General features: G+C 49.2%; 13 protein-coding genes. All 13 read left to right on the top strand.

Annotated elements, in window-relative coordinates:
• The first annotated feature begins 141 nt into the window (after positions 1-141).
• The 13 genes from ACFPXP_RS13905 (at position 142) to ACFPXP_RS13845 (ending at position 12,634) form a co-directional block, all read left to right on the top strand.
• Entirely contained in the window at positions 142-1,029 is an 888-nt protein-coding gene (locus tag ACFPXP_RS13905) for an AraC family transcriptional regulator (RefSeq protein WP_379894891.1), read from the top strand.
• A gap of 117 nt (positions 1,030-1,146) precedes the next feature.
• Positions 1,147-2,655, top strand: a complete 1,509-nt coding sequence (melA, locus tag ACFPXP_RS13900) for an alpha-glucosidase/alpha-galactosidase (RefSeq protein WP_379894890.1) — start codon at positions 1,147-1,149, stop codon at positions 2,653-2,655.
• Positions 2,656-2,831: 176 nt separating this feature from the next.
• The gene (locus ACFPXP_RS13895) at positions 2,832-4,901 is read left to right on the top strand and encodes a bifunctional aldolase/short-chain dehydrogenase (RefSeq protein WP_379894889.1); all 2,070 of its coding nucleotides are present in this window, start codon (positions 2,832-2,834) and stop codon (positions 4,899-4,901) included.
• Positions 4,902-4,931: 30 nt separating this feature from the next.
• The gene (gene rhaI, locus ACFPXP_RS13890; protein ID WP_379894888.1) at positions 4,932-6,152 is read left to right on the top strand and encodes an L-rhamnose isomerase; all 1,221 of its coding nucleotides are present in this window, start codon (positions 4,932-4,934) and stop codon (positions 6,150-6,152) included.
• The gene (gene rhaB, locus ACFPXP_RS13885; RefSeq protein WP_379894887.1) at positions 6,149-7,630 is read left to right on the top strand and encodes a rhamnulokinase; all 1,482 of its coding nucleotides are present in this window, start codon (positions 6,149-6,151) and stop codon (positions 7,628-7,630) included. Before rhaI ends, rhaB begins: the two co-directional genes overlap by 4 nt.
• Before the next feature lie 20 nt (positions 7,631-7,650).
• Entirely contained in the window at positions 7,651-8,409 is a 759-nt protein-coding gene (locus tag ACFPXP_RS13880; protein WP_379894886.1) for a DeoR/GlpR family DNA-binding transcription regulator, read from the top strand.
• Between the two features lie 456 nt (positions 8,410-8,865).
• Positions 8,866-9,471, top strand: a complete 606-nt coding sequence (locus ACFPXP_RS13875; protein WP_379894885.1) for a histidine phosphatase family protein — start codon at positions 8,866-8,868, stop codon at positions 9,469-9,471.
• A gap of 13 nt (positions 9,472-9,484) precedes the next feature.
• On the top strand, positions 9,485-10,066 hold the full coding sequence (locus ACFPXP_RS13870; RefSeq protein WP_379894884.1) for a DJ-1/PfpI family protein: 582 nt from the start codon (positions 9,485-9,487) through the stop codon (positions 10,064-10,066).
• A 1-nt stretch (position 10,067) separates the two neighbouring features.
• A complete protein-coding gene (locus ACFPXP_RS13865) occupies positions 10,068-10,772 on the top strand; it encodes an HAD family hydrolase (RefSeq protein ID WP_379894883.1) in 705 nt (234 codons plus the stop codon).
• A 41-nt stretch (positions 10,773-10,813) separates the two neighbouring features.
• Positions 10,814-11,401 carry a GNAT family N-acetyltransferase gene (locus ACFPXP_RS13860; RefSeq protein WP_379894882.1) on the top strand — a complete coding sequence of 196 codons (588 nt, stop codon included), beginning with the start codon at positions 10,814-10,816 and terminating at the stop codon, positions 11,399-11,401.
• A 147-nt stretch (positions 11,402-11,548) separates the two neighbouring features.
• Complete coding sequence (locus ACFPXP_RS13855; protein WP_379894881.1) at positions 11,549-11,689, top strand: hypothetical protein; 141 nt, start codon at positions 11,549-11,551, stop codon at positions 11,687-11,689.
• On the top strand, positions 11,686-12,228 hold the full coding sequence (locus ACFPXP_RS13850) for an HAD family hydrolase (protein WP_379894880.1): 543 nt from the start codon (positions 11,686-11,688) through the stop codon (positions 12,226-12,228). The genes ACFPXP_RS13855 and ACFPXP_RS13850 overlap by 4 nt, the downstream gene beginning before the upstream one ends.
• Positions 12,229-12,367: 139 nt before the next feature.
• On the top strand, positions 12,368-12,634 hold the full coding sequence (locus ACFPXP_RS13845; protein ID WP_379894878.1) for a GNAT family N-acetyltransferase: 267 nt from the start codon (positions 12,368-12,370) through the stop codon (positions 12,632-12,634).
• Positions 12,635-12,833 lie beyond the last annotated feature (199 nt).

Here is a 12,833-nt window from a genome sequence, read left to right as displayed (position 1 = left end):
TCCACAAATGACCTATTATTTTCCTGCTTATACTTTACCACAGGTTACGAGCGTCCTCTATGAATACGGATGACACTCATGTAACATGAATACATATGAATATCGTCGTGATTGATTTAAGGATATATGGAGGAAACAACGATGGCGGACCAAAGCCTATTTAGGCCGACACTTAGACTAGAGCACTATGCTCCCTATATCGTGGCATATTATTTTAAGCAGTGGGATGGCTTTCATATGGATTACCACGTTCACAATGCCGCTGAAATCATGTATGTGATTCAAGGTTCGGGTAGGGTGGAAACGGAGGATGCGGCGGTAGAGCTTAGAAAAGGAGATTTCATCCTATTGGATGCGGGTGTTACGCACCGCTTGATCGTGCAGAAGGATCGGCCGTGCCGGATGCTGAACATCGAGTTCGTGTTTCGTGAAAAAGCGGGTGCGATGCCGTCTATAAGAGATTTGGCCGAGGGCCATGAAGAGCTTTCCGCGTTCTTATCGAATAAAAGGCCATTTGTCGTATTGTCTGACCCCAGCGATGTATATCATACACTCAAAAATGTCGTATGGGAGTTGGATCAATACGGAGATCAGAGAAGCGGTATGGTGCAGCTGCAGATGTCGCAGCTGTTTATCCGCATCGCTCGGTTGGCGGCGCAGGCAGACCGTGAAAATATGCAGGCGGATAGCTATGTGGAAAAGGCGGTCGCTTTTATGCATCAGCATTACGATTGCGATATTCAGGTGAAGGATATGGCTTCGGCTGTGAATGTGCATCCGGGGTATCTTCATCGTATATTCAAACAGAAGACGGGTCGTACGCTGATAGAGTATCTGGCGGCTTTTCGGATGGAGAAGGCAAAAATGCTATTGTCTCAAACCGATATTTCCATCACCCAGATCCCGGATTATATCGGGTTGAACAGCAGCCAATATTTCAGTACGGTGTTTAAAAAATACACGGGAACGACGCCGGCGGAGTACCGCAAATCCCAAGAATCTTGGAGACGGGATATCTCAGAAAGTTAGGATTTTAAACATTCTGCAGGTGAACTAGTGATGATCTTGATAACGGTTCCATTTAATTGCTGTTACAATTTGAGTAAGTATTGAATGAATTATATTTGTAACAGGGAGGAAACGAACATGTCATTTAAGATCGCCTTTATTGGAGCGGGAAGCATTGGATTTACAAGAGGGCTGCTGAGAGATTTGCTGTCCGTTCCTGAATTTCACAATATTGAAGTCGCATTTACAGATATTAATGAGCGCAATTTAGATATGGTGACACAGCTGTGCCAGCGGGATATCCGAGAGAATGGATTGAACAATCAAATTCAAGCGACAACCGATCGCAGGGAAGCGTTGAAGGATGCCAAATATGTATTTTGTGTCATCCGTGTAGGAGGATTGGATGCATTCCAATTGGATGTGGACATTCCGCTGAAATACGGGGTCGATCAATGCGTTGGAGACACGCTGTGTGCTGGAGGCATCATGTACGGCCAGCGCGGTATTGCAGTCATGCTCGATATTTGCAAGGACATTCGTGAGGTGGCTGCACCAGACTGTCTTCTGCTCAACTATGCGAACCCGATGGCGATGCTTACGTGGGCGTGCAACAAATATGGCGGCGTACGAACGATGGGTCTGTGCCATGGTGTACAGGGAGGACATCGTCAAATTGCCGAAGCGCTTGGTCTGAAGAAGGAAGAAGTGGATATCGTCTGTGCGGGGATCAACCACCAAACCTGGTATATACAAGTGAAGCATAACGGCGAGGATATGACCGGCAAGCTGCTGGAAGCCTTCGAGAATCATCCGGATTTCAGCAAGACGGAGAAAGTGCGCATTGACATGCTGCGCAGATTCGGATACTACAGTACAGAATCGAACGGACATCTCAGCGAATATGTGCCTTGGTACCGGAAGCGTCCGGACGAGATCAAGGATTGGATCGACCTGGGCACGTGGATTAACGGCGAGACCGGAGGATATTTGCGGGTGTGCACGGAAGGGCGCAACTGGTTCGAGACGGACTTCCCGAACTGGATGAAGGAGCCGGCGATGAAATACACGGCCGAGTCTCGGGGCGAGGAGCACGGTTCGTACATTATTGAAGGACTGGAAACAGGCCGTGTGTACAGAGGGCATTTCAACGTCGTGAATAACGGTGTGATCTCGAACCTGCCGGACGATGCGATTATTGAGGCGCCGGGATATGTAGACCGCAACGGCATCAGCATGCCGCATGTTGGAGATTTGCCGCTCGGCTGTGCAGCGGTGTGCAACGTGAGCATTTCGGTGCAGCGATTAGCTGTGGAAGCGGCAGTACACGGAGACGATAAGCTGCTTCGTCAGGCGATGATGATGGATCCGCTCGTGGGAGCAGTATGCAATCCGAAGGAGATTTGGCAGATGGCCGATGAGATGCTGGTCGCGCAGGAGCAGTGGCTGCCGCAGTATGGAGAGGCGATCAAGGAAGCAAAGGTGCGCTTGGCATCGGGCAACTTGATTCCGACGAAGAATTACGAAGGTGCCGCGCGGCTCAAAGTAAAGTCGGTAGAGGAAATGATGCAGGATCGCGAGGCTGCGAACAAGAACGCGGGTGAATCGGATAAAGCGAAGGATCGTCCAGCGGCTGCATCGAACTGATCATGCGGGTCTTTCAAAAGGAATTGAGATGAGCTTTCAATGGGGCAGCCTGCGGGCTGCTTTTTTTTATATTTTTGTTTACTTCCGAATTTCTAGTATTCAAAAACAAACAAACATGTTATGATGGAAACAAACATAAACAAACTAGAAATCAAAACAATCGGAGGTAGAAACAGATGGTTCAAAGCTTATGGGATCAGGAGAAAGCGTCAACGCTGAAGAGCGGTTTGGAGGAACTTGTGTATCGTTCCAACATCATTGGGGAAGATCGCCGCGTATGCAACTGGGGCGGAGGCAACACATCCAGCAAAACGACGGTGAAGGATTTTCGTGGGCGCGATGTAGAAGTTATGTATGTAAAAGGAAGCGGCTCGGACCTCGCCTCTGCGAAGGCAGGCAATTTTACCGCGCTGCGTATGGAAGACATTCGTCCGCTGTTTGAGCGCGAAGATATGTCGGATGAAGAAATGGTAGAATATCTATCTTATTGTATGGTGGATGCGAAGCATCCGCGTGCATCCATTGAGACGCTGCTGCATGCGTTTCTGCCATTCCCTCATGTGGATCACACCCATCCGGATGCCATCATCAGCTTATGCTGTGCAGATAACGGAAAAGAACATGCGCGTGAAATTTTCGGCGATCGCTTCGTCTGGGTTCCTTACATTCGTCCTGGCTTTAAGCTGTCCAAAATGATTGCCGAAGGCGTACTCGCCAACCCGAAAGCCGAGCTGATTCTCATGGAAAAGCACGGTCTTGTCACTTGGGGAGATACGGCTGAGGCATGCTACGCGCAGACGATCAAGATCATCAATGAAGCAGAAGCGTATATCGAAGCACGGGTCAATGAAGCGAAGCTGTTCGGCGGCTTGAAGCATGAGGCGCTTCCAGCAGAGCAGCGCAGAAGCATTGCGGCGGAAGTGATGCCGATCGTGCGCGGTGCAGTCAGCGATACGAATAAAATGATTCTGACCTTCGATGACGAAGCAGATGTGCTGCAGTTCGCAGGCGGAGCAGAATCTGCGAAGCTGTCTCAAGTCGGAGCGGCATGCCCGGATCATCTCGTACATACAAAGATGGTGCCGCTGTTTGTGGATTGGACGCCGAATGCGGATGATGTCGAGGGACTTGGAAACAAACTGAAGGAAAGCATTGCGGCATATAAGGAGCAATACAAAGCCTATTTTGAACGGAACCACCATGACGGCGACGTCATGTTCGACCCGGCTCCGCGTGTCATCATGATTCCGGGAATCGGCATGATCAATACGGGTAAGAGCTGGGCCAACTCCAAAGTAAGCGGCGCGCTGTATCATCGGGCGATTGCCGTCATGAGAGGCGCGACGGCTCTGGGACAGTTCGTTTCCTTGAGCGAGAACGAATCGTACAACGTGGAATACTGGCCGCTGGAGCTGTATAAGCTGACGCTTGCACCGGCAGAGGCTGAATTCACCCGCAAGGTGGCCTTTATTACCGGAGGTGCCGGCGGAATCGGAAGTGAGACGGCTCGAAGATTGGTCAGCGAAGGCGCTCATGTCGTGTTGGCGGACTTGAATCTTGAAGGCGCGCAAAAGGTAGCTGCAGAGATTAACGAGAAGTATGGCGAAAACCGCGCCATAGGTGTGAAGATGGATGTCACCAAAGAGGCAGAGGTGAAAGCGGCTTTAGCGGAGTCCGCGCTTGCCTATGGTGGAGTCGATATCGTCGTTAACAACGCGGGGCTTGCAACGTCGAGTCCTTTTGACGAAACCTCGCTTGATGAATGGAACTTAAACATTCAGGTACTCGGTACAGGTTATTTCCTTGTCGCTCGCGAAGCGTTTAAACAGATGAAAACGCAGGGCCAAGGCGGCAACATGGTGTTCGTCGGTTCGAAGAACTCTGTTTATGCTGGCAAGAACGCATCCGCATATTCCTCGGCGAAAGCGCTGGAGGCACACTTGGCGCGCTGCATCGCGGCGGAAGGCGGACAGTACGGCATCCGGGTGAACACGGTACTGCCGGATGCGATCTTGCAAGGCTCGGCGATCTGGAATTCCAGCTGGCGCAACGAACGTGCGGCTGCTTACGGCATCGAGCCGGATCAGCTCGAAGAATATTATCGCAAGCGCACAACGCTGCTAGTGAACATTTTTCCGCGTGATATTGCCGAAGGTATTGCCTTCTTCGCATCGTCCCGTTCCGAGAAAACGACGGGCTGCATGCTGACGATTGACGGCGGCGTACCGGCAGCATTTACTAGATAATCGATATATACAATAGAAAGGATGAAGAACATGACCGATCGTGCATACGCATTATTTGAGGAGCAGCAAAAAGCCAGAGGAATCGATCTGGAGCAGGTGAAACAGAAGCTGAAGGGTCTCAAGATTGAGACCCCTTCGTGGGGCTACGGCGATTCCGGGACGAGATTCAAGGTATTCCAGCAGACAGGAGTTCCGCGCAATCCGTTCGAGAAGTTCGAGGATGCGGCACAAGTCCATCGCTTGACGGGGCTTTGCCCGTCGGTTGCCATCCACATTCCGTGGGATAAGGTGGACGACTACGGCAAGCTGAAAAGCCATGCGGAGTCACTTGGCCTTCAGATTGGCGCAGTCAATCCGAATCTGTTCCAAGAAGAAGAGTATATGTTGGGCAGCGTGACGAATGCCGATCCTGTCATTCGCCGCAAGGCAACAGACCACCTGCTGGAATGTGTGGACATTGCGAAGGAAACGGGCTCTCGAGATCTTAGCCTCTGGTTTGCGGACGGTACGAACTATCCGGGACAAGGCGACATTCGCAAGCGTAAAGCGTGGATGTTGGAAGCGCTCACAGAAATGTACAAAGCGATGACGCCGCAAATGCGGATGCTGATTGAGTACAAGTTCTTCGAGCCGGCGTTCTATCATACCGACTTGGCCGATTGGGGAATGGCGTATAACTATGCGTTGAAGCTCGGGCCGCAAGCTGAGGTGCTCGTCGATACAGGGCATCATGCGCAGGGGACGAACGTAGAGCATATTGTGGCGTATCTCATTGATGAGAAGAAGCTGGGAGGATTCCACTTCAACAGCCGGAAATATGCGGATGACGATCTGATCGTCGGCGCGATCAATCCATATGAACTTTTCTTGATTTTTTATCAAATTTTAAATGCGGCAAATGACAGCGATTCCGAGATCCGTCAGACGGTGGATCAAATTGCTTACATGATCGACCAAAGTCACAACATTGAACAGAAAATTCCAGCGATGATCCGTTCGGTGCTGAACGTGCAGACACAATATGCGAAGGCGCTGCTCATCAATCATGCGGAGGTTGAGGAAGCACAGCAGAGAGGCGATGTGCTGGGTGCTGAGGATGCGGTTCGCCGTGCCTTTGAATTCGATGTCACGCCGCTGCTGCACGCGATTCGCGAAGAGCAGGGCTTGCCTGTCGATCCGATGAAGGCGTATTTGGACAGCAGCTATCCGAAAGATATTTTGGCGAGAGGCAAAGGCGGTGCCAGCTGGTGAGCATTCTCGCTTACGATTTGGGCGCGAGCAGCGGGAGAGCGATCATTGGCAGGCTGAATGACAGTAAGATGGAGGTAGAAGAACTGCACCGGTTCCCTAACGATCCGGTGCAGATTGGGAATCGCCTCCATTGGGACATTCTAAGGCTGTTTCATGAGATGAAGCAGGGGCTGCTGAAGGCCAAAAATCAAGGGGTTGACGTGCAAAGCCTCGGCATCGACTCGTGGGCTGTTGATTTCGGGCTGATCGGAGAGAACGGGGAGCTGCTCGGCAATCCGTATCATTATCGGGACAGCCATACCGACGGTGTGATGGAGCAGGTGTTTCAGGAGATTCCGAAGGAAGAGATTTTCCGTAAAACAGGCATTCAATTTTTAACGTTTAATACGATCTTTCAGCTTGCCGCTATGAAACGCGCGAACCATCCGATGCTGCAGCAGGCAAAGCATTTCTTAATGATACCGGACCTCCTTCGTTATTTCTTTACCGGAGAAAGGTACAGCGAATTCTCGAATGCGACGACGACGCAGCTGTACAATCCGGTTCAAGGCGGCTGGGACGCCGATTTATTGAATCAGCTTGGAATTTCTGAAGCATGGTTTGGTAAAGTGCTGCCTTCAGGATCCCAGGCAGGAGCATTGCGCACCAGCTTGTGCGAGGAATTAGGAATCGGACGTATTCCTGTCGTGGCAGTTGCCGAGCATGACACAAGCTCTGCTGTGGCGGCGGTGCCTGCCACGGATAAACATTTTGCTTATTTAAGCTGCGGCACATGGTCTCTGATGGGAACGGAAGTGGATGCACCTGTAATCAATGATCTGGCGCTGAAGCTGAATTTTACCAATGAAGGTGGAGCGTACGGCACGTTTCGATTGCTGAAGAACATTATGGGTTTATGGATATTGCAGGAAAGCAAACGGCAGTGGGAGCGTGAAGGCATGTCTGCTTCGTTCCCTGAGTTGATTCGTATGGCCGAAGGAGCGCCCGCTTTTGCTTCGCTCATCGATCCTGATGACCCGCTGTTCCTGCCGCCGGGAGATATGCCGTCCCGCATTCGGGAATATTGCAAGCGGACCGGGCAAGCGGTTCCCGAAGGGCCAGGCGCAGTGGTCAGATGCATTTTGGAGAGCTTGGCCTTAAAATATAAATATGTGCTGGAATGGACGGAGAAGCTTTCCGGGCATACGTATGGCGGATTGCATATGGTGGGCGGCGGCATTCACAATATACTGCTCTGCCAATGGACAGCGAATGCGATCGGTAAGCCGGTATGGACGGGGCCCGCCGAAGGCTCTGCAATCGGCAATCTGGCCGTTCAGTGGATATCGCAGGGCGTCATCAAGGATATTTGGGAAGCGAGAAGGTTGATTCGCGACTCGTTTGGCGTTACGATGGTGGAACCGGAGTTTGGCTCCGAATGGACGGAAGCGTACGAGAAATTCCGGGAATTGACGGGATTGGACGAACAGGATGATTAAGCGGTGAAAAGAGGTAAGTTATGCTGGTCGCAGAACGATACGAAAAAATAGTGCAGCTGGTAAACGAGAGGGGCAGCATTCGCGTCTCGGAATTAAGCGAGCTGTGTCAGGTAACGGAGGAGACGATTCGGCGCGATTTGGACCGTTTGGAACAGGCCGGACGCCTGCGGAGATCACATGGCGGTGCGGTAAGCGTGAAGGATCAACAGCCCGAAATTCCTTATTTCGAACGGGAGATTTCGAATGCGGAGGAGAAGCGCCGTATCGCCTTGGAAGCGGTCAAGCGAATTCAGCCGCGTGACAAAATCGCGCTGGATGCCAGCTCCACGGCATGGTACATGGCGTCGCACCTTCCAGATATTCCGCTTACGGTGCTGACGAATTCGATCAAGGTGGCGATGGAGCTCAGTACGAAGGAGAAGATCGAAGTCATCTCCACCGGCGGCTTGCTTGCCCAGCGCTCTTTATCGTTCGTCGGCCCGCTCGCGGAACGAACGCTGCAGACGTATCACGTCGATAAGCTGTTCTTCTCCTGCAAAGGCGTACACCCCGAGTTCGGGATCAGCGAGTCGAACGAGCTGCAGGCACGGATTAAACAGCAGATGCTCGGCATTGCGGATGAGGTTATTTTGCTGTCCGACGCGAGCAAGTTCGGTGTGAAAGCTTTTACGCATGTTGCCGAACTGCGTGATGTGGATGCGCTCATTACAGACAAAGGCCTTACGAAGGAACAGCAGGAGCAGCTGGAGGGCAGCGGCCTAACCGTAACGTTCGTATAATGCAAAGAAGTCGATCCTTAGACAAAAAGGGTTCGGCTTCTTTTTTTAGTTCGTGCTACAGGATACCGACCGGTAAAAAAGTGGAAGTATGTTTTCATAGATTTGGGTCCAGCCAGTTTGTTTGGATTTTCTTTTCGAAGAGCAGGGACCTATTGAAATTTCATGAACAGCGTTTGGATTTTTCATTCGAACGCGACAGGAGAGGAGGTCCTTTCATGAAACCAAGTGTTCGCAGAATTGCTATCGGATTAGCATTCATTCATAATCATATGGTCTCTGTACCTGATCGCCGTTAAAATCTGTAAGCCTTCGTCCGTCATCAAATAAGTCAATAGCTGTAACCGGTGCTGTTTTGGCGAAGAAATCCATTCCCAATTTTTCAAGAAAGCATATATATCCAAATGACAGATTATGGTATGATGAGTCAAATATATGCATGCGGATGGGAGGGATAGAATGGAGATCATCTTTATAAGACACGGTCAAGGAGAGCATACACTACAACCTCCTGCAAGTTTGAACACAGTTGATCCTTCATTGACGGAGTATGGAATTTGTCAGGCAAGGCAGTTGTCTATCCGATATCGTTTGACGAAGGATGACTTGATTATAGCTAGCCCCACCCGCAGAACGATACAGACCGCGCTATATTGGAAAGATCATACAGAATGTCCCGTCTTGCTTCATGTCGCGGTAGGTCCGCGCATGTTTCCGCTTCTTCCTGTATCCCAAGCATTTCCCTGTGACACCTCCTTATCTAAATTGCAGCTGCAAAACGAGTTTCCCAATCTTCGTATCTATGAATCTGCTTATACTTCATGGGACGCCGGAATCAATGCAATTGATGAGGCTCTTTTTTCACAAGTGGCTCATCAATTTATAGAATGGTGTCTAGGCTGGAATAAAGAACGAATCTATATCGTTTCACACGATGGAACGATTACGTCGTACCGAACCTTTCTGGGAGAGGCTTCTTTGACAAGAAAGGACTTTCTTGGCGAAACGGGCTCTTATTGTATTCAGATCACATGCGATTCTAAAATAAATCGAAATAGATTATAAAGAGGAGATAACTATGAAAATTGGTTTTGTACTGTTTAATCAAGTGACGTTTCTAGATTTCGTAGGTTTTTACGATGTAATTTATCGTTTGAACTTGTTTGAGCAAACCAAAGGGACATCGTGGGAGTTATGTGGATGGACGGAAGACATTACAGATGAGATCGGTATTACGATAAAGGTAGATAAGGTCAAACCGGACCTATCTGAATACGATATGCTCTTCGTGCCAGGGGGCATGGGAACGCGGAAGCTGAAAGACGATGTGGAATTTGTAGAATGGCTCCGTACAGCGGAACAGGTGCCCTATAAATTATCAGTCTGCACGGGAGCGCTGCTGCTCGGAGCAGCTGGATTTCTGCAGGATAAGACTGCAACGACGAATCCAACCGCATACGAATTGCTGGAGCCCTACTGCAAAGAGGTCGTGCAAGCGAGAATTGTGAAGGACGGGCATATCATTACTGCAGGGGGAGTGACGGCATCGATCGATTTAGGATTGTATGTATTGGAAAGCTTGGCAGGGAAATCTGCGGCAGAGCAAGTAAAGAAGCAGTTGGATTATCCTTATACCGCGGAAAGGATCGTAGAGCTCTGATATGGCGGAACATGCGATATTGTTCGATTTGGACGGGACGTTATTGGATCATGAAGGAGCGGTCACTGCGGCCATTGCGGATTTTAGAAAGGGCCAGCCGCTGTTTGAGGAGCTCAGCTTGGAGGAGTTTCATGCAGTATGGTTCGCGTTAGAGGAAACCTACTATAATCGATATTTAGCCGGGGAAATTACGTTTCAGGAACAAAGAATGCTGCGTATGAAGGAATTGCATGCTTCGATTGGAGTGAGGCTTGAAGATGAGGAAGCGGTGCAGCTTTTTTCTCACTTTTTGCAGTTGTACCGATCCCACTGGAAGCTTTTTGATGATGTTCTGCCCTTGCTCCGTGAGCTGAAGCATGTCCCGCTTGGTGTGATCACGAACGGGGAACATGATACGCAGTTTCTCAAATTACAATCACTTGGAATCGAAGCCGATTTTCGTTTTTTTATTGCCTCTGGCAGGGTCGGATGTGCGAAGCCGAACAAGGAGATTTTTGAATGGGCTAGTCAAGAAGCAGACGTTCCTATTCATCAATGCGTCTATATTGGAGATCGATTCCATACCGACGCAGTCGGGAGTCAGGAAGCGGGAATGAAGGGGATCTGGCTCAATCGAAAGTTGACCGATATGGAGGATTTGCAAGGCATTACAGTGATATACAGTTTAACGGAAGTACCGTCTATATTAGAAAAATTCATAGAATAAAATAAAGAGACTAACTTGCAATCATACGGGGGGAAATCATCATGAATATTCCTGATCTTCTGGTGCTAGAAGGGGAGCGAATTCGAATCGAATCCCTACAGAGTCATCATATTCCAGAGATGTGGGATGACTCTTTATCTGAAGAGGTATGGAGATATTTGCCGAACCATTTTCGGACTACCCAAGCAATGCAAGAGATCTATTCAGCGTCGCTAAAATCCAAAGAACTCGGTCTGGAGCATCCTTTCGTCGTTTACGATAAGCAGCTGCAGCAGTATGTAGGAAGCACGAGATTTCTCAATATTTCATTAGAAAGCCGCAATCTAGAGATTGGGTGGACGTGGTATTTGCCCATGGTGTGGCGTACTCGCGTAAATACAGAAACGAAATACTTGCTGTTGAAATACGGCTTTGATGAACTGCAGCTGCTGCGGGTTCAGTTGAAGGCGGATACGCGGAATACCAGATCTAACGAAGCGATTGAGCGTATCGGAGCCGTTCGGGAAGGCATGCTGAGGAAAGATCGCATCATGCATGACGGCTATGTGCGAAACTCCTACATATACAGCATCGTTCGAGAGGAATGGCCAGGTGTGCAGGAACGATTCGAACAGGTACTGCTTCGGTGAATACAAAGTCATGCTCCAACAAGCTCTAAGCAGGATGAGACTTTGCAATTTTATGAAAATAATGGCTTTGGGCAGGGCGCGAAAAGGTTTGACAGAAATTTCGAAGTGATTTATGGCGTTTGTTCACTTATCATACGGGAGGAGTCTGTGAGAATGAACACGGAAGCGGTCATCTTTGATCTGGATAATACACTGTTGAACCGTAAGAAAGCCTTTGAGGTATATGCGGATCGGTTTATCGACCAATTCGTGAGGCTGCAGCTGATTCCGATGCGAGATCCAAGATGAAAGAATACATACGTACGGCCGATCGGGACGGATACCGCAGTAAACGGGAATTGTATGAAGATCTGAAGCGGCATCTTAACATGAAACAGGAACATACGACGATTGAAGATATGCTGCATTTTTGGTTCTCGGAGTTCCCGAAATGTACCGAATTGATGGAGGGCGCACAGGATGTCATAGAGCATTTGAAGTCCAAACAGATCAAGCTGGGGATCATCACCAACGGAGCGGTACATACACAGCATGCCAAAATTGACCAAGCAGGCATAAGACCTTATTTCGATTGTATTGTCGTCTCTGATGAAGTAGGGGTGAAGAAGCCGGATCGGCAAATATTTGACATTGCACTAGAGCGGTTAAATATACATCCTCAACAGACTTGGTATGTCGGAGATCATCCGCGGAATGATGTACACGGGGCAAGGGAAGCGGGCCTGCAAGCGGTTTGGCTGGAAGGATTTATGGAGTGGGATGCAGCGATAGAACCGCCTGAATATGTCATAACCCATTTGAAGCAGCTCCAATCATATTTCAAGTAAAGGGTGAACTTATGAACTTTCATATTCGAAAAATACGTACTCCTGATGAATATGCGGCTATCGCGAACTTGATCAATGCGAGCCAATTACAGCACAGCAGCTTGCCGAGGAAGACGGTAAAATCCTAGCACAGGGCTCGTTGTACAAGGATGAGAATGGCTGGCTTGCAGGACATGATCGATTTCGCATCGTTGCGGTAAATGAGCATGATCGTGTGATCGGTTACGGCATTTCCTGGAGAGCGCCTTGGACGGCTGCTGGGGAATTGAATCATTTGCTCGTTGTAGATCCGGATGCTAGAAATCAACAGGTGGGCTCTACACTTTATAGAGAAATGGAACAATGGGCTGGTGAAGTCGGAGCGAGCAAGCTGAATTTTGAAGTGGATGATGACGATAATGGTTAAGAAACTACAGTTTCACGCCATACTGCACCACAATGAAATGGGACAATAACCGAGAACAGGGTTGTAAAATGAGTGAATCAATTTCATAAATCTCATGCCTTGATATGACTGACTTTTTTAGACATAGAAAAAGGAGTACCTCCCCAAATCTCGAATAGGTTAAGCGACTAAACCAACCAATTGAGATGAGGTGAACTCC

The sequence above is a fragment of the Marinicrinis lubricantis genome, from assembly GCF_042658665.1.
Classification (GTDB): Bacteria; Bacillota; Bacilli; order Paenibacillales; family KCTC-33676; genus Marinicrinis; species Marinicrinis lubricantis.
Note: the sequence above shows the minus strand (reverse complement) of the source record. Positions and strands in the feature narration are given on the sequence as shown.